This window comes from Pseudomonas sp. TJI-51 (assembly GCF_000190455.2).
GTDB classification, from domain to species: Bacteria; Pseudomonadota; Gammaproteobacteria; order Pseudomonadales; family Pseudomonadaceae; genus Aquipseudomonas; species Aquipseudomonas juntendi.
Map to the genome: position 1 here is coordinate 1 of NZ_AEWE02000036.1, position 23,940 is coordinate 23,940.

At 61.4% G+C, this 23,940-nt stretch carries 23 protein-coding genes, 3 tRNA genes and 1 pseudogene; 19 read left to right on the plus strand and 8 right to left on the minus strand.

Annotation, left to right across the window (positions count from 1 at the left end; all coding sequences use genetic code 11):
- Positions 1-22: 22 nt before the first annotated feature.
- The 4 genes and pseudogenes from mprF to G1E_RS08070 form a co-directional block, all read right to left on the minus strand.
- Positions 23-2,400, minus strand: a pseudogene (mprF, locus tag G1E_RS08055) (bifunctional lysylphosphatidylglycerol flippase/synthetase MprF); the annotation flags it as partial.
- A 253-nt stretch (positions 2,401-2,653) separates the two neighbouring features.
- A tRNA-Met gene (locus tag G1E_RS08060) sits at positions 2,654-2,730 on the minus strand.
- Between the two features lie 121 nt (positions 2,731-2,851).
- A tRNA-Met gene (locus tag G1E_RS08065) sits at positions 2,852-2,928 on the minus strand.
- A 135-nt stretch (positions 2,929-3,063) separates the two neighbouring features.
- Positions 3,064-3,140: transfer RNA gene (locus tag G1E_RS08070), tRNA-Met, on the minus strand.
- A 221-nt stretch (positions 3,141-3,361) separates the two neighbouring features.
- On the opposite strand from G1E_RS08070, the gene dinB reads away from it, so the two are divergent.
- Positions 3,362-4,420: a DNA polymerase IV gene (gene dinB, locus G1E_RS08075; protein WP_161892868.1), complete on the plus strand. Its 1,059-nt coding sequence runs from the start codon at positions 3,362-3,364 to the stop codon at positions 4,418-4,420.
- 135 nt (positions 4,421-4,555) lie between these two features.
- Here dinB and G1E_RS08080 read toward each other — a convergent pair whose 3' ends face one another.
- The 3 genes from G1E_RS08080 to G1E_RS08090 all read right to left on the minus strand — a co-directional run bounded on the left by G1E_RS08080 (position 4,556) and on the right by G1E_RS08090 (position 8,688).
- Positions 4,556-5,509: a hypothetical protein gene (locus G1E_RS08080; RefSeq protein WP_009684039.1), complete on the minus strand. Its 954-nt coding sequence runs from the start codon at positions 5,507-5,509 to the stop codon at positions 4,556-4,558.
- A gap of 20 nt (positions 5,510-5,529) precedes the next feature.
- Complete coding sequence (locus tag G1E_RS08085; protein WP_009684040.1) at positions 5,530-7,245, minus strand: proline--tRNA ligase; 1,716 nt, start codon at positions 7,243-7,245, stop codon at positions 5,530-5,532.
- A gap of 159 nt (positions 7,246-7,404) precedes the next feature.
- Entirely contained in the window at positions 7,405-8,688 is a 1,284-nt protein-coding gene (locus G1E_RS08090; RefSeq protein ID WP_009684041.1) for an OprD family porin, read from the minus strand.
- A 690-nt stretch (positions 8,689-9,378) separates the two neighbouring features.
- Here G1E_RS08090 and G1E_RS08095 point away from each other — a divergent pair.
- Both G1E_RS08095 and G1E_RS08100 read left to right on the plus strand, forming a co-directional pair.
- On the plus strand, positions 9,379-9,798 hold the full coding sequence (locus tag G1E_RS08095; RefSeq protein WP_009684042.1) for an HIT domain-containing protein: 420 nt from the start codon (positions 9,379-9,381) through the stop codon (positions 9,796-9,798).
- A gap of 1 nt (position 9,799) precedes the next feature.
- The gene (locus G1E_RS08100) at positions 9,800-10,006 is read left to right on the plus strand and encodes a SlyX family protein (RefSeq protein ID WP_009684043.1); all 207 of its coding nucleotides are present in this window, start codon (positions 9,800-9,802) and stop codon (positions 10,004-10,006) included.
- Between the two features lie 88 nt (positions 10,007-10,094).
- Here the strand turns inward: G1E_RS08100 and G1E_RS30065 are convergent, their stop codons facing one another.
- Entirely contained in the window at positions 10,095-10,688 is a 594-nt protein-coding gene (locus G1E_RS30065) for a cold-shock protein (protein ID WP_009684044.1), read from the minus strand.
- 281 nt (positions 10,689-10,969) lie between these two features.
- Here G1E_RS30065 and G1E_RS08110 point away from each other — a divergent pair, with 281 nt between their 5' ends.
- The 16 genes from G1E_RS08110 to queE all read left to right on the plus strand — a co-directional run bounded on the left by G1E_RS08110 (position 10,970) and on the right by queE (position 23,927).
- Positions 10,970-11,443 carry a Dps family protein gene (locus tag G1E_RS08110; protein ID WP_009684045.1) on the plus strand — a complete coding sequence of 158 codons (474 nt, stop codon included), beginning with the start codon at positions 10,970-10,972 and terminating at the stop codon, positions 11,441-11,443.
- Between the two features lie 297 nt (positions 11,444-11,740).
- Complete coding sequence (locus G1E_RS08115; RefSeq protein WP_009684046.1) at positions 11,741-12,070, plus strand: ribbon-helix-helix domain-containing protein; 330 nt, start codon at positions 11,741-11,743, stop codon at positions 12,068-12,070.
- Between the two features lie 92 nt (positions 12,071-12,162).
- Positions 12,163-12,384, plus strand: coding sequence for an FmdB family zinc ribbon protein (locus G1E_RS08120; protein WP_009684047.1), 222 nt, complete (start codon positions 12,163-12,165; stop codon positions 12,382-12,384).
- A 93-nt stretch (positions 12,385-12,477) separates the two neighbouring features.
- Complete coding sequence (gene aspS / locus G1E_RS08125) at positions 12,478-14,253, plus strand: aspartate--tRNA ligase (protein WP_029888030.1); 1,776 nt, start codon at positions 12,478-12,480, stop codon at positions 14,251-14,253.
- Between the two features lie 113 nt (positions 14,254-14,366).
- On the plus strand, positions 14,367-15,113 hold the full coding sequence (locus G1E_RS08130; protein ID WP_009684049.1) for a YebC/PmpR family DNA-binding transcriptional regulator: 747 nt from the start codon (positions 14,367-14,369) through the stop codon (positions 15,111-15,113).
- Between the two features lie 188 nt (positions 15,114-15,301).
- Positions 15,302-15,826 carry a crossover junction endodeoxyribonuclease RuvC gene (ruvC, locus tag G1E_RS08135; protein ID WP_009684050.1) on the plus strand — a complete coding sequence of 175 codons (525 nt, stop codon included), beginning with the start codon at positions 15,302-15,304 and terminating at the stop codon, positions 15,824-15,826.
- Between the two features lie 109 nt (positions 15,827-15,935).
- The gene (ruvA, locus tag G1E_RS08140) at positions 15,936-16,553 is read left to right on the plus strand and encodes a Holliday junction branch migration protein RuvA (RefSeq protein WP_009684051.1); all 618 of its coding nucleotides are present in this window, start codon (positions 15,936-15,938) and stop codon (positions 16,551-16,553) included.
- The gene (ruvB, locus tag G1E_RS08145; protein WP_009684052.1) at positions 16,550-17,596 is read left to right on the plus strand and encodes a Holliday junction branch migration DNA helicase RuvB; all 1,047 of its coding nucleotides are present in this window, start codon (positions 16,550-16,552) and stop codon (positions 17,594-17,596) included. The genes ruvA and ruvB overlap by 4 nt, the downstream gene beginning before the upstream one ends.
- A gap of 125 nt (positions 17,597-17,721) precedes the next feature.
- The gene (gene ybgC, locus G1E_RS08150) at positions 17,722-18,174 is read left to right on the plus strand and encodes a tol-pal system-associated acyl-CoA thioesterase (protein ID WP_009684053.1); all 453 of its coding nucleotides are present in this window, start codon (positions 17,722-17,724) and stop codon (positions 18,172-18,174) included.
- Between the two features lie 2 nt (positions 18,175-18,176).
- Positions 18,177-18,872, plus strand: coding sequence for a protein TolQ (tolQ, locus tag G1E_RS08155; RefSeq protein WP_009684054.1), 696 nt, complete (start codon positions 18,177-18,179; stop codon positions 18,870-18,872).
- Between the two features lie 14 nt (positions 18,873-18,886).
- Entirely contained in the window at positions 18,887-19,339 is a 453-nt protein-coding gene (gene tolR / locus G1E_RS08160) for a protein TolR (RefSeq protein ID WP_003254760.1), read from the plus strand.
- On the plus strand, positions 19,339-20,448 hold the full coding sequence (gene tolA / locus G1E_RS08165) for a cell envelope integrity protein TolA (RefSeq protein WP_047149754.1): 1,110 nt from the start codon (positions 19,339-19,341) through the stop codon (positions 20,446-20,448). Before tolR ends, tolA begins: the two co-directional genes overlap by 1 nt.
- Entirely contained in the window at positions 20,445-21,746 is a 1,302-nt protein-coding gene (tolB, locus tag G1E_RS08170; protein WP_009684057.1) for a Tol-Pal system beta propeller repeat protein TolB, read from the plus strand. Before tolA ends, tolB begins: the two co-directional genes overlap by 4 nt.
- Before the next feature lie 54 nt (positions 21,747-21,800).
- Positions 21,801-22,301 (plus strand): peptidoglycan-associated lipoprotein Pal, encoded by a 501-nt coding sequence (gene pal / locus G1E_RS08175; RefSeq protein ID WP_029887416.1) that lies wholly within the window; start codon positions 21,801-21,803, stop codon positions 22,299-22,301.
- A gap of 6 nt (positions 22,302-22,307) precedes the next feature.
- Positions 22,308-23,111 (plus strand): tol-pal system protein YbgF, encoded by an 804-nt coding sequence (gene ybgF / locus G1E_RS08180; RefSeq protein WP_029887417.1) that lies wholly within the window; start codon positions 22,308-22,310, stop codon positions 23,109-23,111.
- A 168-nt stretch (positions 23,112-23,279) separates the two neighbouring features.
- On the plus strand, positions 23,280-23,927 hold the full coding sequence (gene queE, locus G1E_RS08185) for a 7-carboxy-7-deazaguanine synthase QueE (RefSeq protein WP_009684060.1): 648 nt from the start codon (positions 23,280-23,282) through the stop codon (positions 23,925-23,927).
- The last annotated feature ends 13 nt before the right edge of the window (positions 23,928-23,940 follow it).

The window sequence follows — 23,940 nt, forward strand, 5'->3', positions numbered from 1 at the left end:
ACCTATTTCAGGACTAGACAAAGATCAAGCCGATCATCATGTACTCCATGGTCAGCTTGGGGGCCTCGGGGTGGGCGCGCATCAGGTCCAGGCTGGCCAGTTCGTGGCTGTGGGTTTCCAGCAGGTTGGCAAAGGCCACCGGGCGGCCCTGGAAGCGAATCAGGGCAATCCGGAAGTGCTGCAAGTAGTCCGGGCTGAAGCGCCCCAGCGAGAAGCCTTTCTCGCGTACGTTCTTGCCGCCGAGCCAGGCATCGGAGATTTCCTTCAGTTCTGCCAGTGGGGCTTGGCCAGGCTCGTGGATTTCCAGGCTCAGGCCATCGCGTCCGCCGCGGTTCCAGGTATAACGCAGGTCCTTCATTTCCTTGCCCTTGGCTTCGAGGTCGAAGCGGCGCAAGTCGACCCGGGCCTCTTCACCCAGTTTCAGCGCGGTCAGGCCAATGTCCATGTAAAACGGCAGATTTTCCGCGCGTACCTGGTAGAACACCGGCCGCGCATGGTGCAGGTCGCACAGGTCGCGGAACTGCCAGATCATCTCGGCCCGTTCCTGGGCCGGGCCGATCGGGTCGTACAGTGCCACCAGGCTACGGCCGCGCCGGGCGTACATGAGGAATGCATTGTCCCGTGGGTGGAACAGCAAGGCCTTGTCGCCGGTGAGTGCCAGGCCGCCGTCAGGCTGGTCGGAAGCCAGCAGAATGCGGTTGGCACGCTGCAGTTCTTCTTCGTCAGGCAGGTGGATCACCGGTGGTGCGGTGCGCAGCAGCCAGGTCAGTGCCAGGGCCGCCAACAGCAAGGCGCTGCCCATGGCGGCGCGCAGGCCGCGGGGGGCGTCGGCGTCGAGGGTAAACTGCCACCACAGCTGATGGCTGTAGGGCACATCCTGGTAGGCGAACAGCAGCAGCCACACCGAGGCCCCGACAACACAGGCACTTGCGACCAGAAATACCGGCGAGAACGGCAGCTCCATCAACCGGCTGGGGCGGTAGAACGAGCGCCGGAACACGGCGAGCAAGGTGGCAGTAAAGGTCAGCAGGCTGGCCTCTTCCCAGTCGAAGCCTTTGAGCAACGACAGCAGGGCACCGACCAGCAACAATACGATTGTCAGCATCCAGGCGGCCGACAGGCGCCGACGCAGGCCTTGGGCCAGCAGCAGGCACAGCACGCCGATCAGGCTGGCGCCGAAGTGCGATGCATCGATCAGCCGGTGTGGCACCAGAAAGCCCATGTGCTCCAGGCGCGTGTCGATTTCCGGGGTGGCGCCGGAGAACAGCAACACCACACCGGACAGGAACACCAGGATCGACAGGATAGGCGCAGCCAGGCCCGAGGCGGCCTTCATGGCCTGCTGGGCGAACAGCAGGCGCCGGGCTTCGTTCGCCAACAGCAACACGCAGGCCAGCAGCAGCGGCACCACTACGTAGATCAACCGGTACAGCAGCAATGCGGCAGCCAGCGGCGCCGCACCCAGCTGGTTGGCAAAGGCCGCCAGCAGAATCGCCTCGAACACCCCGACCCCGCCCGGTACATGGCTGAGCACACCTGCCGCCAAGGCCAGCAGATACACCAGCACGAACGCGCCGAACGGGGGCGCTTCGGGCAGCAGCAGGTACAGCACGGTAGCGGCAGGGGGCCCCCCCCGNNGGCGCCCCCTGCCACATCCAGTGCAGTGATCAGCAGTTGCAGGGCAGTCAGGCGGGCATCCGGCAGGCGCAAGGTGCGGCGCCCCAGTTGCACCAGCAGGTTATTGGCCAGTGGCTGTTCGGCAAGGCGCCGACGGTACAAGCCGATGACCAGCAGGGCAGAGGCGACCAGCACCGCACTGGCGATGCCTGCCAGCAGGCCCTGGGCCAGGCCAAGTGCGCTGGATGCAGCCCGCAGATCGCTCAAGGTCGCCAGGGCGGCCAGGGGCGGAAGCGCGCAGCCCAGCGACAGGCTGGCAAAAACGGTCATGCGTGCGACCTCGCCAGCGCCCAGCCCATGGCGGGCGTACAAGCGGTAGCGCACCGAGCCGCCCGAGAGCATCGACAGGCCGATGGCGTTGCCGATGGCGAACGCACTGAAACCACCCAGCACCAGGGTAGGTGCCGGCAGCTTCACCCCGGCATAGCGGCTGGCCGACCACTCATAGCCCAGCAGGATCACGAAGCCGACCACCGTCGCGACAAAAGCGCCCAGCAACGACTGCGCCGGCACACTGAGCATGGCGTCGTGCAAGGCGTAGATGTCCAGCTCGCTGAGCAAGTGGCGGCAAGCGATCAGGGCCATGGTGAACAGCAGCAGGGTCACCGCAAGGCCGATGGGCTGGCGGTAGCGGCTCAGGCGTTCGAGCAACGGCAGGCGCTGTACCGCACCTGGCAGCACCGTGGCGAGCGGTACCTGGGGTTCGGGGTTGTGCGTAGTCATGAATTGCCCCGGGCTAGCAGCGCGAGGTGGAGGAGAGGTGCGGCCAAGTGAAAGTCCCTTTGGAAAACGTATCCGGATATTACTCCGGACAACATGACTTGCAGTCGTCCGGCAGCGTTAAAGATAGTTCATCCTGAGGATGAGCCCTCAACACCGCAGGTTGGGTCGGTAGACCCGGTCATACGAGTGGCAGGAGACAAACGCAACAAACCCCGCGCTGCTGTTACACAGGCGGGGTTTGTTCTGACGAATATGGTTGCGGGAGCCGGATTTGAACCGACGACCTTCGGGTTATGAGCCCGACGAGCTACCAGGCTGCTCCATCCCGCGTCAGAGGTGCGCATTCTACAGTTTGCCGGTCTGGTGTCAAGTGTTTTCACGCTCCGGCTCCAGACCTTTTTCAAGCGCAAAGAAAAAGGCCACTGTGTTAACAGTGGCCTTATCTTGAATCTGGTTGCGGGAGCCGGATTTGAACCGACGACCTTCGGGTTATGAGCCCGACGAGCTACCAGGCTGCTCCATCCCGCGTCAGTGGGGCGAATTCTACAGTTTGCAGCGTGTGTGTCAAGCGCTACTTTTTGATTTACCGAGACTTTTTGAAAAATCGCTTTTTCATGGGCAAAGAAAAAGGCCACTGCGTGAACAGTGGCCTTTTCTCGAAACTGGTTGCGGGAGCCGGATTTGAACCGACGACCTTCGGGTTATGAGCCCGACGAGCTACCAGGCTGCTCCATCCCGCGCCTGTGAGATCGAATTTTACGGATTTGCGCGCTGGTGTCAAGCAATTGTTTTGAAAAAACCTTTTTTGTTCAAACCCTTAGCGCATCACACCTGCATGCGGCTCAGGCGCGGCGGGCCTTTCAGGCCGATTATCGCGTGGGCATGCGGGTCAGCTGTTGAACGGGCGGCCCCATGCGATACTATCTGTATGAATTTACAGTGCTGACGGTCATCCATGTCTTTGCGCAAGATCATCCACGTTGACTGCGATTGCTTCTATGCCGCGATCGAGATGCGTGACGACCCGCGCCTGGCCGGGCGGCCCATGGCAGTGGGCGGCTCGGCAGAGCGCCGTGGCGTGATCGCCACCTGTAATTATGAAGCGCGTGCCTACGGTGTGCGCTCGGCCATGGCATCGCGCCACGCGCTGAAACTGTGCCCGGACTTGTTGATCGTCAAGCCGCGTTTCGAGGCCTATCGCGAAGCCTCGCGGGAAATTCATGCCATCTTTCGTGACTACACCGAGCTGATCGAGCCCTTGTCGTTGGACGAGGCCTACCTGGATGTCAGCGACAGCCAATGGTATTCGGGCAGCGCTACCCGTATTGCCGAGGATATTCGCCGGCGAGTCGCGCGTACCCTGCATATCACCGTGTCGGCGGGGGTGGCGCCAAACAAGTTCCTGGCCAAGATCGCCAGCGACTGGCGCAAGCCCAACGGGCTGTTCGTGATTACCCCCGATGAGGTCGAGGCATTCGTTGCGGCCTTGCCAGTGGCCAGGCTGCACGGCGTGGGCAAAGTCACGGCAGACAAACTGACGCGCCTGGGTATCGAAACCTGCCTGCAACTGCGTGACTGGTCGCGCCTGGCGCTGGTGCGCGAGTTCGGCAGTTTCGGTGAGCGGTTGTGGGGGCTGGCGCGAGGTATTGACGAGCGTGCGGTGCACAACGATAGCCGGCGCCAGTCGGTCAGCGTGGAAAATACCTACGACACCGACCTGCCGGACTTGGCCAGTTGCCTGGCGCGTTTGCCGGAGCTGCTGGAAAGCCTGAACGAACGCATCGCCCGCATGGACAGCAGTTACCGGCCAGAGAAACCCTTCGTCAAGGTCAAGTTCCATGACTTCAGCCAAACCACGCTGGAACAGGCCGGGGCGGGCAGGGACCTGGAAAGTTACCGGCAATTGCTGGGGCAGGCGTTCGCCCGCGGTGGCAAGCCGGTGCGTTTGTTGGGGGTAGGGGTAAGGTTGCGCGATCTGCGCGGGGCGCATGAACAGCTGGAGCTGTTTGCGCCTATATAAAGAAGCGGCCTTGCGCCGCGGTGGTCGGCGCAGCAGCCCCGGCAATTCAAGCAGCAATGCCGAATGCCTGGGGCTGCTGCGCAGCCCATCGCGACGCAAGGCCGCTCCTACAGGGTAATCGCGCTAGAGGCCGGGTTATTGCGCCCCCGGGTCAGCCACCAATCGCCCGGTAGCCTTGGTCAGCGACTGCAGAAACTCCTGCTGCAGCTCCGGGTCGTTGCGGGTCAGCTCGATCAGGCTCTGTTCCATTTCGCTGGCTTCTTCTTCAAGGCCCAGCTCGGACAGGCGCTTGACCCGGTGTACCCACTGGCTGACATCGTCATCTTCGAGGTCATCGAAGATCAGCTCATGGGCCTCATGGAGCTTGTTGCGCAGGGTGGCGCTGACCAGCAGGCTGGCGTCGCCACGGACCCCGTTGTCCTCGTCGAGCACTTGCAGGTGCAGGGTGCCGACGTGGTTGAGGTTCTGCTCCGAAAACGGGCTGTCCAGCAGGTTCAGGCGCAGTACGCCGCTACGGTCGGTGGTCAGCTCGTGAGTCATTTTGCCAGCCTTGACCTCGACCAAGCGTTCGCTCCACGGCATGCTGGTGGATTCTTCACGCTGGCTTTTCTGCACTTCGCTGATCCCGGCGAGGTTCTGCTGGGCGCGGCCATTGGACGCTACGTTCATGAACGGGTTGAGGCCGTCCACTCCATAGCTGAGCCAGTCGTGGGTCATGCTTTGCGGCAGGTTGCCCAAAGCGAAGACATTGACCACGTTGGCGCCAACCCCCGCCACAACGGCCACCGCACCCAGCGGGATCTCGTAGATCTCCCGCCAGGGCTGGTAAGGCGTGTAGCGATCATAGCGGCGGGTGACTTCGAACTCGGTCACTTCGAAACGCTTTTGCTCATGCACGCGCACACGCCGTTGCGGCAGTTCCATCACCTTCGGCTCGCCGACATCGATCTGCAGGGTGTGGGCGAGCAGCTTGCGCTCCACGCGCTCCTCATGGTCGCTGCGCTGGGACATCTGGTTGGCGCAGCCGCTGACGAGCAGGGCGCCGCACAGTGCAGCGCCCCCCCGGGTAAAGGTACTTCGCTTGAACATGATTACTCGTGCATTGGTTATCAGCGGCGAACGCGGGCCTGCAGGAAGGTCAGCACTTCATTGAGCGGCAACGGCTGGGCGTCCTGCTCGGTGCGGTGCTTGTACTCCAGGTTGCCTTCGGCCAGGCCGCGATCGCTGACCACGATGCGGTGCGGGATGCCGATCAGCTCCATGTCGGCGAACTTGATGCCGGGGCTGGTCTTCTTGTCACGGTCGTCCAGCAGTACTTCAAAGCCGGCGGCGGTCAGTTCGGCGTACAGCTTGTCGGTTGCCTCGCGAACCGCTTCGGTTTCGTAGCGCAGCGGTACCAGGGCGATCTGGAACGGGGCCAGGGCGTCGTTCCAGATGATGCCTTTGTCGTCGTAGCTCTGCTCGATGGCGGCTGCCACCACGCGCGATACACCGATGCCGTAGCAACCCATCGACAGCACGACCGGCTTGCCGTTCTCGCCCAGCACCTGGCACTTCAGCGCCTCGCTGTACTTGGTGCCCAGCTGGAAGATATGCCCGACTTCGATGCCACGCTTGATGATCAGGGTGCCTTGGCCGTCCGGGCTCGGGTCGCCTTCAACCACATTGCGCAGGTCGGCTACCTGTGGCACTGGCAGGTCGCGCTCCCAGTTCACGCCGAAATAGTGCTTGTCATCGATGTTGGCACCAATACCGAAGTCGCTCATCAGCGCCACCGAGCGGTCGATGATGCATTCCAGCGGCAGGTTCAGTGGGCCCAGCGAGCCGGCGCCGGCACCGATCGCCTCGCGCAGTTCGGCTTCGGTGGCCATTACCAGCGGGTCGGCAACCTGCTCCAGCTTGGTGGCCTTGATTTCGTTCAGCTCGTGGTCGCCACGAACGATCAGGGCCACCAGCTTGCCCTCTTCGGCGCCGCGCACGATCAGGGTCTTGACGGTTTTCTCGATCGGCAGGCCGAAGTTTTCCACCAGCTGGGCAATGGTCTTGGCGTTTGGCGTATCGACCAGGCGCAGCTCTTCAGTAGGCGCAGGGCGCACGGTTTCCCGTGGGATGGCCTCGGCCTTTTCGATGTTGGCGGCGTAGTCGGAGCTGTCGCTGAAGATCACGTCGTCTTCGCCAGACTCGGCCAGTACGTGGAATTCATGCGAGTAGCTGCCGCCGATCGAGCCGGTGTCGGCCTGCACAGGGCGAAAGTCCAGGCCCAGGCGCGTGAATATGTTGCTGTAGGCCTGGTGCATGCGGTCATAGGTTTCCTGCAAGGAAGCCTGGTCGGCATGGAACGAGTAGGCGTCTTTCATGATGAACTCGCGGCCACGCATGAGGCCGAAGCGCGGGCGGATTTCATCGCGGAATTTGGTCTGGATCTGGTACATGTTGAGCGGCAGCTGTTTATAGCTGGACAGCTCGTTACGGGCCAGGTCGGTGATCACTTCTTCGTGGGTTGGGCCGACACAGAAGTCACGCTGATGGCGGTCTTTGAGGCGCAGCAGTTCCGGGCCGTATTGTTCCCAGCGGCCGGACTCCTGCCACAGCTCGGCGGGCTGGATGCTTGGCATCAGCACTTCGAGGGCACCGGCGGCGTTCATTTCCTCACGTACCACGGCCTCGACCTTGCGCATTACCCGCAGGCCCATCGGCAGCCAGGTGTACAGGCCGGAGGCCAGTTTGCGGATCATGCCGGCACGCAGCATGAGCTGATGGCTGATGACCACTGCATCGGCAGGGGTTTCTTTCTGGGTGGCGAGCAAATATTGACTGGTGCGCATGGTTAGCCGTGTCGATTGCCTAAGACGTTGAAATAGCCCCGCATTGTACGGGGGTGAAACGAAGGCGTACAGGATGCCCCAGGGCGTGACGCTTGTCAGCCAAGAAAAAGCCCGGCGAGGTCGCCGGGCTTTTCAGGTGCGGGGCACTGCAAGCCAGGCTTACAGGATGCTCAGCGGGTACTCCACGATCAGGCGCAGTTCGTCGATCGAAGGCGAACCGTAGTAAACGCCATCGGCCGAACGGTAGGTGGCTTGACGGACGCGGAAGCTCAGGTCCTTGGCCGGGCCGCTCTGCATCACGTACTTGACGTCGATGTCGCGTTCCCATTCCTTGCCGCTGTCGGTGGTGCGGGTGGTTGCACCGGTACCACGTACATAGCGGGTCATGAAGGTCAGGCCGGGTACGCCGAATTCAGCGAAGTTCAGGTCGTAGCGAGCCTGCCAGGATTTTTCGTCTTCGGCGTTGAAGTCGGAACGGGCCACGGAGTTGGCCAGGAAGACCGTGCCGCCACCGTCTACACCGTAGGCGTAGTCGCCGTCACCGGTGACCTTCTGGTAGGCCAGGGTGAAGGTGTGGGCGCCGACGTTGTACGCGGCCGACAGGCTGGCTGCGATGTTGTCCAGTTCGTTGCTGCCGTCGGACTTGCTGACGAATGCACCGGTCAGGTTGTTGCCGATGGACTTGGTGTCATAGATGTTGAAGTCGAACACCAGGCCTTGCTTGTCGCTGATCGGCAGCGCCCAGTTGATATTGCCGTACCACTTGCGGAAGTGGTCTTCGACACGCGAGTAGTAAACGCTGGTGCTGAGGTTGTCGGAGAGGGCATAGGTGCCACCAAAGACATTGGCCTCGGTCAGCCGCAGGCTGTCGTGGTAAGTCTGGGCCTGGGCGTTCAGCGCAGTGAAGTGACCAGCGTGCAGGGTCAGGCCGTCGATTTCGTTGCTGGTGATCAGGCCACCTTCGGCAACTTCTGGCAGCAAGCGGCTGTCGTCGGTTGCGAATACTGGCAGTGCGGTGAACTGGTCGCCCCACTTCAGTACGGTGTTGGAGATGCGCATTTTCACAGCGCCGCCCGCTTCCGAGTAATCATCTTGCGAGCGACCGTCCGAGCCAGTCGGGAACAGGCCGGTGCCGGCGCGGCCGCGGCCGCTGTCCAGCTTCAGGCCGAGCATGCCGATGGCGTCGACGCCGAAGCCTACGGTGCCTTGGGTGAAGCCGGATTCGAAGGTGCCCAGGAAGCCAAGGCCGGTTTCTTCCACGCGGCTCTGGCTGCCAGGCGCGTTGTTGCGGAAGTCACGGCTGAAATACAGCATGCGGGTCTTGACGTTCAGCTTGCTGTCTTCGATGAAACCTTTGGACTCATCTTGTGCGGAGGCCATTGCCAACTGCGAGGTCCCTGCCGTAACGGCCAGGGCGATCATGCTCCACTTCATCACGCGCATCGTGATTTGCTCCTTTGGTTTTTAGGAAGAGTACCGCTGCGTCCAAGTGTTTTAGTTATATGGAGCAGCTCTTTCTTGTTATGTCGGCGAAAATGTATAGCACGCTGACTGTTCTTGGCGATACGGCGATAGAGACTCTTTACGGAACTTTTCCACCATGTCGCGCTCAGGTATTTCCATGTCGCAAATCACGCCCCAATTTAGGGCCGTATAACCCCAGCGCTGCTTCTTTAGCCGCCATGAATCGGTAACTACCGACGCCAGCTGAAGAAACTCCCTGGTAACCAATGCCGCTGTTGTTATTTGTCGCGTACACCTGCCATTGCAGATGCCGTGCCGACTTGGCGTGAAAGGAATGCAACAAGCGTGCTCAAAATTCGCAACAGTTCATGAAATTTTCACAAAACCCCCTACCGAGGGTCGGAAAGTGCCGTAAACACGGGGTCGAGCGCCGTTTTGCTATTGTTGAGTTCGAGAATCATTAAAATTTAAAGCGCGCTCATAAAAGTCAATGTGTTACCGCCATTTGTTCATCCAGAGTCGTTTGTGGGGTGGCAGGTGCGGGAGGGGTGGGTAGATGGCCTCATTTTGGTGCGAAAAGTAGCGCTGTGTTACCGGGATTGTGCAGGGTATTCTTGCCACCCATGTTTTCCGCGCCATGCGGGTCGTTTTGTTTTAAGGAGATATGCCGTGTTCGTCCTCGATTCGCGTCTGCAGCAGGATTCCCTGGTGCTGGGTGAGTTTGCGCTGTGCCAGCTGCTGCTGAGCAAGGATGCCAATTACCCGTGGTTCATCCTGGTGCCCAAGCGTGCTGAGGTGAGTGAGTTGTTCGATTTGGATGTGCACGAGCAGCAGCAACTGTGGCAGGAGACCACCCTGTTGGCAGAAGCGTTGAAGGCCAGCTACGGCGCCGACAAGATGAACGTGGCAACCTTGGGCAATGTGGTAAGCCAGTTGCACATGCATGTGATCGTGCGCCGCCGTGACGACGCTGCCTGGCCCGCCCCGGTCTGGGGCAAGTGCCCGCCAGTGGCCTATACCGATGCCGAACTGCAGGCGGTACGCCAGCGTGTGCGCGACCTGGGGCTGGCCGGTTATCAGGAGGCCTGACATGTCACTGGAAATGCGCATGATCGAACTGGAAACCCGCCAGGCGTTCCAGGATGACACCCTCCAGGCATTGAATGATGTGGTGGTAGAGCAGGCGAAGGTGATCGAGCGCCTGCAGCTGCAGGTGACCGAGCTGATAAAGCGTCATGAAGAGATGGTGGGGCAATTCGGTAGCGAAGGGGACGAGGCGCCGCCGCCGCATTATTGATGCGCTGATCACTGTTCTGATCGGGTGCAGGGGCCCCCACAGGGCGGTAGTCAGGCCTGTGGGGGCATTCGTGCTGGGGCTGGCGGTATCAGCGGCGGGTCACGGCCACCACATCCTCGGCCTGCAGGCCTTTGTCGCGGTGCATCACCGAGAATTCCACGCGCTGGCCTTCGACGAGGATGCGGTGACCCTCCCCGCGAATGGCGCGAAAGTGCACGAAGATATCATCACCCGAATCACGGGAAATGAAGCCAAAGCCTTTGGACGTATTGAACCACTTCACGGTGCCGGTATCGCGGTTACCGGTATCTGGGGCGGTGTGCTGGCTGTTGCGTGGCTTGCGCGGGCTGCGCGCAAAGCCCACGGCCAGGTGCAGGGCGACGGCCAGCGTGGCGCAGACCAGTGCTGCCAGGTTGCCCATTTCCGGGCGGGCCAGCAGTGTCAGGGTCTGTAGCACCACGGCAACTACCAGCAAGGCGCAGGCCAGGTGCTGCAGTTGCTGGCGCGCGCCTCGGTAATACAGGGGCACGACTGGCGCCAGGACCAGGTTGAGCAGGCCAAGCAGTGCCAGGTAGACCGCGTCGGGTTGCAGGAGGAAGGGGGTTGCTTCGGTTTTCAGGCTGGGTATGAGCGATAGCAGCAAAGCTGCCACGCCCGTCACCAGATGGACGATCTTGAACATGGGGTTGGCTCACAGTTGATAAGGCCGATCACAGGAAGAGCGGGCAGCACGGTGCGCATGATGTGTAGAGCGCAAACACGTGGCAGGCCAGCCTATGCACCCGGCAATAACAGTCCGCACGGGTGGCACGCTGCCTATTTAACAGTAAAGCCGCAGGCTACTCAAACCGCAGGCCGCCCGGCGGGCGATGTGTTGCGCCATGTCACATGCGACAGGCGCCAAGTATTGCTACAGTGGTCGTCGCCCGCTTGAGTCTCAAGCCTTATGCAAAGGGGAACTTCATGGCAATCGATATCGGTATCAGTGAAGAAGATCGCAAATCCATCGTTGATGGGCTGTCCCGCTTGTTGTCGGATACCTACGTGCTGTATCTGAAAACCCATAACTTTCACTGGAACGTCACAGGGCCGTCGTTCCGCACCCTGCACCTGATGTTCGAAGAGCAGTACAACGAATTGGCACTGGCGGTGGATTCCATCGCCGAGCGCATCCGGGCCCTGGGTTTCCCGGCGCCGGGGTCGTACGCATTCTATGCCCGGCACTCGTCCATCAAGGAGGAGGAAGGGGTACCCGCTGCGGAAGAGATGATCCGCCAGTTGGTGCAAGGGCAGGAGGCTGTGGTGCGCACTGCGCGCAGTATTTTCCCGGTAGTCGACAAGGTCAGTGACGAGCCGACAGCCGACCTGCTGACCCAGCGCATGCAGGTGCACGAGAAGACCGCGTGGATGCTGCGGGTTTTGCTCGACGGCAAATAATTACCCAGGCTGTCACATAACCCTGTGGGAGATAACACAGCCCTACGGGCTGCGCTGTCGCGCAGAGAACTCGATTCATAAGCACGATGCGGACCCTGTGGGAGCGGGCGTGCCCGCGAAGAATCCAGCGCGGTGGCTGGCACCGGCTACGCCGGTGTTCGCGGGCTCGCCCGCTCCCACAGGGGCCGCGTCGTGCATGACAATCAGTGTTTGTGCAGGAACACTTTGCCGCTGCTTTAACCGCGCCCATCAGCGCTTCATAGGCCACCTGGTACCTGTGACGAGGAAGTGTGGCGCATGATGCAAGCGAGCAAGCGTGTAAATGGCCAGGGGCGTTGGCCGGGGAAACCGTGCATCGATCCGTTCAAGGCGGATTTCGACATGTTGCAGATCCAGCCGGTGTCGCGCTCCGTGCGCCTCAACGGCTTTTCCACGTGCCTGCGCCTGGAGGCCGTCTACTGGCAGATCCTCGAGCGCATTGCCGCCGCCAACCGTTGCTCGGTCAGCGCGGTGCTGTCCTACGTTGACCGCGAGATCCACCTGCGCCAGGGTGGCGTGCGCAACTTCAGCGGCCTGATCCGGGTCATCTGCGTGGCGTGGCTGCAGAACCCGCCAAGTGCGCGCTGATCGCCTGGCGGGCTGCGCAGTGCTTGCTAACCATATATAATCCCGCTTTTTGCTGCCCCCGCAGCCAGCGTTTTGGTTGACGAGAGACACCCATGCCCTTGTATGACTATCAATGTGGATCCTGCGAGCACCGTATGGAAGTGCTGCAGAAGATCAGCGCCGCGCCGCTGACCGATTGCCCGGCCTGCCAGGCGCCAGCGCTGAAGAAGCTGCTGTCGGTCCCAGGCTTCCGCCTGAGCGGTAATGGTTGGTACGAAACCGACTTCAAGACCGGGGCGAAAAAGAATCTGGCAGGCGGCGACAAGGCCGACTGAGTTGAATGCTGTGACCGGGTCTTGCAGTATTAGCCCTCCGGGCGGCCAAGGCCTCCACCGAATACACGAATCACGAGAAGCGAAACCACCATCATGATGCGCAGCCATTATTGCGGCCAACTGAACGAGAGCCTGGACGGCCAGGAAGTCACCCTTTGCGGCTGGGTCCATCGGCGCCGCGACCACGGCGGGGTGATCTTCCTCGACATCCGTGACCGCGAAGGCATGGCCCAGGTCGTGTTCGACCCGGATCGCGCCGAAACTTTCGCCGCTGCCGACCGCGTGCGCAGCGAATACGTCGTGCAACTGACCGGTAAGGTTCGCAAGCGCCCTGAGGGTGCAGTGAATGCCAACATGGCGTCCGGTGCCATCGAAATCCTCGGCTACCAGCTGACCGTGCTCAACGAAGCAGAAACGCCACCGTTCCCGCTGAACGAGTACTCCGACGTCGGCGAAGAAACCCGCCTGCGCTACCGCTTCATCGACCTGCGTCGCCCGGAAATGGCCGACAAGCTGCGCCTGCGCTCGCGCATCACCAGCAGCATCCGTCGCTTCCTTGACGAAAATGGCTTCCTCGACGTCGAAACCCCAATCCTCACCCGTGCAACCCCGGAAGGCGCGCGCGACTACCTGGTGCCTAGCCGTACCCACGCCGGTAGCTTCTTCGCCCTGCCGCAGTCGCCACAGCTGTTCAAGCAGTTGCTGATGGTGGCCGGCTTCGACCGTTACTACCAGATCGCCAAGTGCTTCCGTGACGAAGACCTGCGTGCCGACCGCCAGCCGGAATTCACCCAGATCGACATCGAGACCAGCTTCCTCGATGAAAACGAGATCATGGGCCTGACCGAAAGCATGATCCGCAAGCTGTTCAAGGAAGTGCTCGACCTGGAATTCGGCGAATTCCCGCACATGACCTTCGAAGAAGCCATGCGCCGCTACGGTTCCGACAAGCCAGACCTGCGTAACCCGCTGGAACTGGTTGACGTTGCCGACCAGCTCAAGGATGTCGACTTCAAGGTGTTCGCCGGCCCGGCCAACGATCCGAAGTGCCGTGTAACCGCCCTGCGCCTGCCAGGCGGCGCCAGCATGCCGCGCAGCAAGATCGACGAGTACACCAAGTTCGTCGGCATCTACGGTGCCAAGGGCCTGGCCTACATCAAGGTCAACGAGCGCGCCAAGGGTGTCGAAGGCCTGCAGTCGCCGATCGTCAAGAACATCCCCGAGGCCAACCTCAACACCATCCTCGATCGCGTTGGCGCCGTAGACGGCGACATCGTGTTCTTCGGTGCCGACAAGTTCAAGGTGGTCAGCGAAGCGCTGGGCGCGCTGCGTATCCGCCTGGGCCACGACTTCGAGCTGCTGACATGCGAGTGGGCACCGATGTGGGTCGTCGACTTCCCGATGTTCGAAGAGAACGAAGACGGCAGCTTCACCGCGCTGCACCACCCGTTCACCGCGCCGAAGTGCACCCCGCAAGAGCTCGAGGCCAACCCGGCTACCGCGCTGTCGCGTGCCTACGACATGGTGCTGAACGGTACCGAGCTGGGTGGCGGTTCGATCCGTATCCATCGCAAAGAGATGCAGCAGGCCGTGTTCCGCCTGCTGGGTATCGAAGCCGAAGAACAGGAAGAGAAATTCGGCTTCCTGCTCGACGCCCTGAAGTTCGGTGCACCGCCTCACGGTGGCCTGGCCTTCGGCCTGGACCGCTTGGTCATGCTGATGACTGGCGCCCAGTCGATTCGTGAAGTGATTGCCTTCCCGAAAACCCAGAGCGCCGCGTGTGTCATGACCCAGGCCCCTGGCCTGGTCGACGCCAAGGCCCTGCGCGAGCTGCACATCCGACTGCGTGAACAGACCAAGGTCGAATAAGCAGTCCCGGGCGCATCCACATGGATGCGCCTTTGCGTTTCGGCGCAGGCATTTTCCCGTCCCGCCCCGTCATGGGGCGGGGCTGTTTGTGATTCAAGGAAAACGGAGTCGTTATGGCTGGTCATTCCAAGTGGGCGAACATCAAGCACCGCAAAGAGCGCCAGGATGCCAAGAGAGGCAAGGTCTTCACCAAGTGGATCCGCGAACTGACGGTTGCTGCCAAGCAGGGCGGCCCTGATCCGGCATCCAACCCGCGCCTGCGCCTGGCGCTGGACAAGGCCCTGGGCGCCAACATGAGCCGCGACATCATCGACCGCGCCGTGGCCCGTGGTGCGGGCACCAACGAAAGCGACAACGTCGAAGAGCTCAGCTACGAAGGTTACGGCCCGGGTGGCGTGGCGATCATGGTCGAAGCCATGACCGACAACCGCAACCGTACCGCCGCCGCCGTGCGCCATGCCTTTACCAAGTGTGGCGGCAACCTCGGTACCGATGGCTCGGTGGCCTACCTGTTCGAGCGCAAGGGGCAGCTCAGCTTTGCGCCGGGCGTGGACGAAGACGCGTTGATGGAAGCGGCGATGGAGGCCGATGCCGACGACGTGGTAGCCAACGAGGACGGTTCGTTCGAGGTATTCACCTCGTTCAACAGTTTCTATGCCGTGCGTACCGCCCTCGAAGAGGCCGGCTTCAAGGCCGCTGACGCGGAAATCGTGATGCAGCCGACCACCAGTGCCGAACTTGACCACGAGGGTGCCGAGAAGGTGCTCAAGCTGATCGACATGCTCGAAGACCTGGATGACGTGCAGAACGTCTACTCCAACGCCCAGATTTCCGACGAGATCATGGAAAACCTCGGCTAAGGTCTGCAGACTCGCCGAGTCAAGGCTGCTATTGGGGCTGCTGTGCAGCCCATCGCCGGCAAGCCAGCTCCCACAGGTACCGCGCAATCCTTGAAGCCTGTGCAGTACCTGTGGGAGCTGGCTTGCCGGCGATGGGCCGCGCAGCGGCCCCTATGGTCTTGCAACGTTAGTTTTTTACGACAGGCACTATGACTCTGATTCTAGGTATCGACCCCGGCTCGCGAATCACCGGCTACGGCGTCGTCCGCCAGACCGCCCGTGGTTGCGATTACGTGGCGTCGGGTTGTATCCGCACCGGCAGCGGCGAGCTGCACGAGCGGCTGCAGATCGTTTTTCGTGGTGTCAGTGAAATCATCACCCAGCACGGCCCGGTAACCATGGGCATCGAGCGGGTGTTCATGGCCCGCAACGCCGACTCGGCGCTGAAGCTCGGCCAGGCGCGCGGCGCTGCTATCGTTGCCGCTGCCGAAGCCGGCCTGGAAATCGCTGAATACAGCGCCACTCAGGTCAAGCAAGCCGTGGCCGGCACCGGTGGGGCCAATAAGGAACAGGTGATGATGATGGTCATGCACCTGCTGAAACTGACGCAAAAGCCGCAGATCGATGCCTCCGATGCGCTGGCCATTGCCCTGTGCCATGCCCATACCCGTTCCAGCCTGGTGCCCCATGGCCTGGCCACCGCACGCCGACGTGGCGGGCGCTTGCGTCTTTGAGCGCTTCATGCGCAGATACAAAATTTGTCCGGGTGAAGCATTCACCCGCCGCATTTGCTGATAGGGTTGAGCGGTCGTTGACCGGCTCCCCGAGAGGAAGGATCGGAACGTGATTGGACGTTTGCGCGGCACCCTGGCGGAAAAACAGCCGCCGCACCTGATTATCGACGTCAATGGCGTGGGCTACGAGCTCGAAGTGCCCATGACCACGCTGTACCGTCTGCCCAAAGTGGGCGAAACCGTCACTGTGCATACCCATCTGGTGGTGCGCGAAGACGCCCACCTGCTCTATGGTTTTGCCGAAAAGCGCGAGCGCGAGCTGTTCCGCGAGTTGATCCGCCTGAACGGCGTAGGGCCCAAGCTGGCCCTGGCGTTGATGTCCGGGCTGGAGGTCGACGAGCTGGTACGTTGCGTGCAGGCCCAGGATACTTCGGCCCTGGTACGCGTGCCGGGGGTCGGCAAGAAAACCGCCGAACGCCTGCTGGTCGAACTCAAGGACCGCTTCAAGGCCTGGGAAACCTCGCCGGCCATGTTTACCCTGGTGTCGGATGGGCCGTTGCCGGCCGCCAGCGCATCAAGCGCCGAGGCCGATGCAATCAGTGCCCTGGTCTCGCTGGGCTACAAGCCGCAGGAAGCCAGCAAGGCGATTGCCGCGATCAAGGACAAGGCCGGCTTGAGCAGTGAAGAACTGATCCGCCGCAGCCTGAAAGGGATGATTGCCAAGTGATCGAAGCCGACCGCCTGATCGCCGCCAGTGGCCGCGACCGTGAAGAAGTCCAGGACCGTGCGATCCGGCCGCTGATCCTGAGCGAGTACATCGGTCAGCCGGTGGTGCGCGAGCAGATGTCGTTGTTCATCCAGGCTGCTCGCGGGCGCAGCGAGTCGCTCGACCACACGCTGATCTTCGGCCCCCCAGGCTTGGGCAAGACCACCCTGGCCAACATCATCGCCCATGAAATGGGCGTTTCGGTGAAGAGCACCTCTGGGCCGATTCTGGAGCGCCCGGGCGATCTGGCGGCCATGCTGACCAACCTCGAACCGCACGACGTGCTGTTCATCGACGAGATCCACCGGTTGTCGCCGGTTGTCGAAGAGGTGCTGTACCCGGCCATGGAAGACTTCCAGCTCGACATCATGATCGGCGAAGGGCCAGCGGCCCGTTCGATCAAGCTCGACCTGCCGCCGTTCACCCTCGTCGGTGCAACTACCCGTGCCGGGATGCTCACCAACCCGCTACGTGACCGCTTCGGCATCGTCCAGCGCCTGGAGTTCTATAGCGACAAGGACCTGGCCACCATCGTCAGCCGCTCGGCCAATATTCTTGGCCTGGCCATCGAGGACCTGGGTGCCTACGAAATTGCCCGCCGTGCCCGTGGCACGCCACGAATCGCCAACCGCCTGCTGCGCCGCGTGCGTGACTACGCCGAGGTGCGCGGCAAGGGCCAGATCACCAAGGCCGTGGCTGACATGGCGTTGAACCTGCTGGACGTCGACGAGCGCGGTTTTGATCATTCCGACCGTCGCCTGTTGCTGACCATGATCGAGAAGTTCGATGGTGGCCCGGTGGGCGTCGACAACCTGGCGGCGGCCATCAGCGAAGAGCGCCATACCATCGAAGACGTACTCGAGCCCTACCTGATTCAGCAGGGTTACATCATGCGCACGCCGCGTGGCCGCGTCGTCACACGGCATGCCTACCTGCACTTCGGCCTGAATATTCCAGGGCGCCTGGGGGAGGGCGCAAATTATTCGGAGCCGGGCGATGAATGACAGATCGAAACCGACTTTTCGTGGTCCTACCGCAGGCACGCCGAATGGTTGCTGGCAATAAGACATTAATGACGAAAAAACAGTTGCCACAGCGGATTGGCAAGCCGAGGAGTAAGCACTAGAGTATGCGCGCGCAAAATGGCCTGGAACCGTTCGTACACCGTTGTCGCGTCTATTACGAGGATACCGATGCCGGTGGCGTGGTGTATTACGTCAACTACCTGAAATTCATGGAGCGCGCGCGCACCGAACGCCTGCGGCACCTGGGGTTCTCCCAGTCGCAACTGGCCGAAGACAATCTGCTGTTCGTGGTCCATTCCAGCGAAGCGCGCTACCACGCGCCGGCGCGGCTGGACGACCAACTGCGGGTCACCGCGCAAGTACTTGAACTCAATCGCGCCAGCCTGCGTTTCGTCCAGCAGGTTTGGCGCGAAAACGATGAAACGCTGCTCTGCGAGGGGCAGTTCCTGGTGGCCGCAGTGCGTGCTGACACTTTCAAACCCCGAGCCATACCCCCCCAGCTGCGCGACGCTTTTGCGGCGGACGGCTCGGGTAATCAATCGAACGCAGGAGAATAAGCGTGGAAGCTAACGTCGTCGACCATACCTCCATGTGGAGTCTGGTCAGCAATGCCAGCGTGGTGGTTCAGCTGGTAATGCTGACCCTGGTGGCCGCCTCGGTCACCTCATGGATCATGATCTTCCAGCGCAGCGCCATGCTGCGCGCCGGTCGTCGTGCGCTGGATGCCTTCGAAGAGCGCTTCTGGTCGGGCATCGACCTGTCCAAGCTGTACCGTCAGGCAGGCAGCAACCCAGACCCGGATTCCGGCGTGGAGCAAGTATTCCGTGCCGGCTTCAAAGAGTTCTCGCGCCTGCGCCAGCAGCCGGGTGTAGACCCGGATGCTGTCATGGAAGGCGTGGGCCGTGCCATGCGCGTGGCCATCTCGCGCGAAGAAGAAAAGCTCGAGCAGAGCCTGCCGTTCCTGGCCACCGTCGGTTCCACCAGCCCGTACATCGGCCTGTTCGGTACCGTATGGGGCATCATGAACTCCTTCCGCGGCCTGGCCAGCGCCCAGCAAGCGACCCTGGCCACCGTTGCCCCGGGTATCGCCGAAGCCCTGGTGGCTACGGCCATCGGCCTGTTCGCGGCAATTCCGGCGGTCATTGCCTACAACCGTTTTGCCGCGCGCAGCGAAGTGCTGATCGGCCGTTACTACACCTTCGCCGACGAGTTCCAGGCGATCCTGCACCGTAAAGTGCACACCAGCGAAGAGTAATCAGGTAGAAGCCCATGGCCCGAGTTCGCCACAAACGCAAGCCCGTCGCCGAGATGAACGTGGTGCCCTACATCGATGTGATGCTGGTGCTGCTGGTCATCTTCATGGTGACGGCGCCCATGCTCAACCAGGGCGTGAAGGTAGACCTGCCCAAGGTTTCCAGCGAAGCCTTGCCGCAGGACAACAACGTCCAGATCCTCACCATCTCCATCAAGGCCGACAAGACCTATTACTGGAACCTCGGCAGCGAAGTCGATACCGACAAGCAGATGGACAAGGCCATGACCCTGCCGGCCATGACCGATGCCGTGACCAAGATCATTGCCGCCGGCCGTGACCAGGGCAAGCAGACCCAGGTATTCATTCGGGGTGACAAGGCGGTCGACTATGGCGCGGTCATGGGTGCCATGGGCGGGTTGCAGAAGGCCGGTGTCGGTAACGTTGGCCTGATTACCGAGGCGCCCTGATGCAACAGCGAGAGCCATCCGCCTCGGAAAGCTACTTCTGGCCCAGTGTCTGGGCCATCGGTCTGCATGTGCTGGTGTTCGGCTTGCTGTTCGTCAGTTTTGCCATGACGCCTGAGCTGCCGCCTTCCAAGCCAATCGTCCAGGCTACCCTGTACCAGCTCAAGTCCAAGAGCCAGGCGACCACCCAGACCAACCAGAAGATTGCCGGGGAAGCGAAGAAAACCGCGTCGCGTCAGACTGAAGTCGAGCAGCTGGAGCAGAAGAAGGTCGAGCAGGAGGCCATCAAGGCTGCGGAACAAAAGAAAGCCGACGCCGCTCAAAAGGCCGAAGAGGCTCGCGAAGCCGCCGAAGCGAAAAAAGCCGAGGACGCGGCCAAGGCCGCCGAAGCCGCCAAGGCCAAGCAAGCCGCCGAAGCCAAGAAGGCCGAGGAGGCGAAGAAAGCCGCCGAGAAGCAACAGGCTGACATCGCCAAGAAGAAGGCCGAGGACGAAGCGAAGAAAAAAGCCGAAGAAGAGGCCAAGAAAGCGGCCGCTGAAGAGGCGAAGAAACAAGCCGCCGAGGACGCCAAGAAAAAGGCAGCCGAAGAGGCCAAGAAGAAAGCAGCCGAGGACGCCAAGAAGAAAGCGGCGGCCGAGGACGCGAAGAAAAAGGCAGCTGAAGAGGCCAAGAAGAAGGCCGCTGCAGACGCCCAGAAGAAAAAGGCACAGGAAGCGGCTCGCAAGGCGGCAGAAGACAAGAAAGCCCAGGCCCTGGCCGAGCTGTTGTCCGATACCACCGAGCGGCAGCAGGCCCTGGCTGACGAGCAAGGTGACCAGGTGGCCGGCGATTTCGACGACCTGATCCGCATGCGCGCGGCCGAGGGTTGGGCGCGTCCGCCTTCCGCGCGCAAGGGCATGACGGTGACCCTGCAGGTAAGCATGTTGCCGGACGGTACCGTTACCAGTGTCAGCGTGGTCCGTTCCAGTGGTGACGGCCCGTTCGACAGTTCGGCGGTGGCTGCGGTCAAGAACATTGGTCGTTTGACCGAGATGCAGGGTATGAAGCCGAGCGATTTCAACCGTTATCGTTCGTTCAAGATGACATTTACACCTGAGGATCTAGCGTTGTGATTAAACGTCTGAGAGGACTGCTGGTCTTGCTCTGCTGCGTGGCAGGCTTGGCGGTGGCAGAGGAAAAGAACATCCTGGTCACCAGCGGCAGCGACCGGGCCACGCCCATCGCGGTAGTACCGTTCGGTATGCAGGGCGGTAGCGTGTTGCCTGAAGACATTGCCGACATCATCGGCAACGACCTGCGCAACTCTGGCTACTATTCACCGATTCCGCGGCAGAACATGATCAGCCAGCCGTCGCAGGCCAGCGAAGTGATTTTCCGTGACTGGAAAGCCCTGGGCGCCCAGTATGTGATGGTCGGTAGCATCGTGCCGTCGGGTGGTCGCCTGCAGGTGCAGTACGCGCTGTTCAACGTCGCCACCGAGCAGCAAGTGCTGACCGGTAGCGTGGCGGGCAGCACCGACCAGTTGCGCGACATGGCGCACTACATTGCAGACCAGTCGTTCGAGAAGCTCACCGGCATCAAGGGTGCGTTCTCGACCCGCATGCTGTACGTGACTGCCGAGCGCTTCTCCACCAACAATACCCGCTACACCCTGCAGCGCTCGGACTACGACGGTGCACGTGCGGTCACCCTGCTGCAATCGCGCGAGCCTATCCTGTCGCCGCGGTTCGCACCGGATGGCAAGCGTATTGCCTACGTATCGTTCGAACAGAAGCGCCCGCGCATCTTCGTGCAGAACATCGATACCGGCCGCCGCGAACAGGTGACCAACTTCGAGGGCCTGAACGGCGCGCCAGCCTGGTCGCCTGACGGTTCGCGCCTGGCCTTCGTGCTGTCCAAGGACGGCAACCCGGACATCTACGTGATGAACATGGCCTCTCGCCAGATCAGCCGCGTAACCGCCGGCCCTGGTATCAACACCGAGCCGTTCTGGGGTAAAGACGGCAACACCATTTACTTCACCTCCGACCGGGGCGGCAAACCGCAGATCTATAAACAGTCGGTCAGTGGGGGTGGTGCCGAGCGCGTAACCTTCGTGGGTAACTACAACGCCAACCCGAAACTTTCGGCAGACGAGAAAACCCTGGTGATGATTCATCGCCAACAGGGCTTTACCAACTTCAAAGTGGCGGCACAGGACTTGCAGCGCGGAAGTGTAAAGATTCTCTCGGAAACAAGTCTTGATGAGTCTCCCACTGTTGCGCCAAACGGCACCATGCTAATCTACGCCACCCGCCAGCAGGGCCGGGGAGTCTTGATGCTCGTGTCGCTTAATGGCCGCGTGAGGCTCCCACTTCCTACCGCTCAAGGCGAAGTCAGAGAACCGTCCTGGTCCCCTTACCTGAACTGATTGCGGCGTAATACGTTTTGCTTAACACACTGGGGTTTCATTAGGAGTTTCACGATGGAAATGCTGAAGTTTGGTAAATTTGCTGCGCTGGCTCTGGCCATGGCCGTAGCTGTAGGTTGCTCCTCGAAGGGCGGTGACAACGCAGGCGAAGGCGCTGCTGTAGATCCTAACGCTGGCTACGGTGCCAACACTGGCGCTGTCGACGGCTCCCTGAGCGAAGAAGCCGCCCTGCGCGCAATCACCACCTTCTACTTCGAATACGACAGCTCGGACCTGAAGCCAGAAGCCATGCGCGCTCTGGACGTTCACGCCAAGGACCTGAAAGCCAACGGCAACCGCGTTGTTCTGGAAGGTAACACCGACGAGCGCGGCACCCGCGAGTACAACATGGCTCTGGGTGAGCGTCGTGCGAAAGCCGTTCAGCGCTACCTGGTTCTGCAGGGTGTTTCCCCTGCTCAGCTGGAAGTGGTTTCCTACGGCGAAGAGCGTCCAGTTGCTACCGGCAACGACGAGCAGTCCTGGGCTCAGAACCGTCGCGTAGAACTGCGTAAGTAAGTTCTTATGCGTATGTGCCGCCGTGTAGTAACCGTCCTCGCACTCAGCCTGCCGCTCGCGGCCTGGGCTGAGGTCCCTGTAGTAGATGACAACGCAGGCAGTTATCCGCCCGCGGGTTATGGCACGAGCGGCGCCTATGCCGGGTCGGGGGCTTCGGCCCCTGCCTCTGCACAGGGCCAGCTGTTCATGCAGCTGCAACAGATGCAGGACCAGCTTTCCCGCCAGCAAGGCATCATCGAAGAGCTGCAAAACGATGTGTCGCGCATGAAGCAGGAAAACCTGGAGCGGTACCAGGATTTGGACCGTCGCATCAACAGTGGTGCTGCACCTGCCGCAACCCCTGACAATTCCTCCGGTGGTGCATCCAATGCCGCCTCCGGTGCAGCAGCCGGTGCTGCTGCGCAACAACCGGCCGCCAGTAGCGAGCCCGGTGATCCGGCGAAAGAGAAGCTCTACTACGATGCAGCTTTCGACCTGATCAAGCAAAAAGACTTCGACAAGGCCAGCCAGGCGTTCACCGCCTTCCTGCGCAAATACCCGAACAGCCAGTACGCCGGCAATGCCCAGTACTGGTTGGGTGAGGTGAACCTGGCCAAGGGTGACTTGCAAGGCGCCAGCCAGGCGTTTGCCCAGGTCAGCCAAAAGTACCCCAAGCACAGCAAGGTGCCAGACTCGCTTTACAAACTGGCCGACGTCGAGCGCCGCATGGGCCACACCGACAAGGTCAAGAGCATCCTGCAACAGGTCATCACCCAGTATCCCGGCACCTCTGCCGCGCAACTGGCACAGCGTGACCTGCAAAAGCTCTAAGGCCCTTTGCAGTAGCGTTTGAAATAAACCCGCGCCAGTCGCGGGTTTTTTCGTTAGAATCACGGCCCTTTTTTCGTAAACACGCTGCTGCGGATAACGCGATGTCGAGTCCGCGGCAGTGCCTGACGGAGGCGGGCAGCCTGTTTAGCTGTCACGCCCGTGGCGAGCATGCAAGACACATTACGCATCACCGAAGTCTTTTACTCTTTGCAGGGTGAAACACGAACGGCTGGGCTGCCCACGGTATTCGTGCGGCTCACCGGTTGCCCCCTGCGCTGCCAGTACTGCGACAGTGCCTACGCATTCAGTGGCGGTACCGTTCGTACCCTCGATTCGATCCTTGAGCAAGTGGCCGGCTTCAGGCCGCGCTACGTGTGTGTCACCGGTGGCGAACCGCTGGCCCAACCGAATGCGCTGCCGCTGCTGCAGCGGCTGTGCGATGCGGGCTACGAGGTGTCGCTGGAGACCAGTGGCGCGTTGGATATCGCCGGCACCGACACCCGGGTCAGTCGTGTGGTAGACCTGAAGACCCCAGGTTCCGAAGAGTCGCATCGTAACCTCTATTCGAACATCGACCAGCTGACCCGCAACGACCAGGTCAAGTTCGTCATCTGTTCCCGCGAGGATTACGACTGGGCAGTTTCCAAGCTGATCCAATACAACCTGGCCGAGCGTGCCGGTGAAGTGCTGTTTTCACCCAGCCATCATCAGGTGAGCGCCAGCGACCTGGCAGACTGGATCGTCGCCGACAACCTGCCCGTGCGCTTCCAGCTGCAGTTGCACAAGCTGCTGTGGAACGACGAACCCGGGCGTTGATTGAGGAGTAAAT

What these genes read in the sequence shown, in the direction of transcription:
- G1E_RS08090 (WP_009684041.1), bottom strand. Translation starts at nt 8,688, where the DNA reads ATGCGCGTGATGAAGTGGAGCATGATCGCCCTGGCCGTTACGGCAGGG.
- tolA (WP_047149754.1), top strand. Translation starts at nt 19,339, where the DNA reads ATGCAACAGCGAGAGCCATCCGCCTCGGAAAGCTACTTCTGGCCCAGT.
- queE (WP_009684060.1), top strand. Translation starts at nt 23,280, where the DNA reads ATGCAAGACACATTACGCATCACCGAAGTCTTTTACTCTTTGCAGGGT.
- G1E_RS08115 (WP_009684046.1), top strand. Translation starts at nt 11,741, where the DNA reads ATGATGCAAGCGAGCAAGCGTGTAAATGGCCAGGGGCGTTGGCCGGGG.
- aspS (WP_029888030.1), top strand. Translation starts at nt 12,478, where the DNA reads ATGATGCGCAGCCATTATTGCGGCCAACTGAACGAGAGCCTGGACGGC.
- tolR (WP_003254760.1), top strand. Translation starts at nt 18,887, where the DNA reads ATGGCCCGAGTTCGCCACAAACGCAAGCCCGTCGCCGAGATGAACGTG.
- G1E_RS08080 (WP_009684039.1), bottom strand. Translation starts at nt 5,509, where the DNA reads ATGTTCAAGCGAAGTACCTTTACCCGGGGGGGCGCTGCACTGTGCGGC.
- G1E_RS30065 (WP_009684044.1), bottom strand. Translation starts at nt 10,688, where the DNA reads ATGTTCAAGATCGTCCATCTGGTGACGGGCGTGGCAGCTTTGCTGCTA.
- G1E_RS08100 (WP_009684043.1), top strand. Translation starts at nt 9,800, where the DNA reads ATGTCACTGGAAATGCGCATGATCGAACTGGAAACCCGCCAGGCGTTC.
- G1E_RS08110 (WP_009684045.1), top strand. Translation starts at nt 10,970, where the DNA reads ATGGCAATCGATATCGGTATCAGTGAAGAAGATCGCAAATCCATCGTT.
- ybgC (WP_009684053.1), top strand. Translation starts at nt 17,722, where the DNA reads ATGCGCGCGCAAAATGGCCTGGAACCGTTCGTACACCGTTGTCGCGTC.
- G1E_RS08130 (WP_009684049.1), top strand. Translation starts at nt 14,367, where the DNA reads ATGGCTGGTCATTCCAAGTGGGCGAACATCAAGCACCGCAAAGAGCGC.
- G1E_RS08120 (WP_009684047.1), top strand. Translation starts at nt 12,163, where the DNA reads ATGCCCTTGTATGACTATCAATGTGGATCCTGCGAGCACCGTATGGAA.
- pal (WP_029887416.1), top strand. Translation starts at nt 21,801, where the DNA reads ATGGAAATGCTGAAGTTTGGTAAATTTGCTGCGCTGGCTCTGGCCATG.
- ruvC (WP_009684050.1), top strand. Translation starts at nt 15,302, where the DNA reads ATGACTCTGATTCTAGGTATCGACCCCGGCTCGCGAATCACCGGCTAC.
- G1E_RS08085 (WP_009684040.1), bottom strand. Translation starts at nt 7,245, where the DNA reads ATGCGCACCAGTCAATATTTGCTCGCCACCCAGAAAGAAACCCCTGCC.
- ybgF (WP_029887417.1), top strand. Translation starts at nt 22,308, where the DNA reads ATGCGTATGTGCCGCCGTGTAGTAACCGTCCTCGCACTCAGCCTGCCG.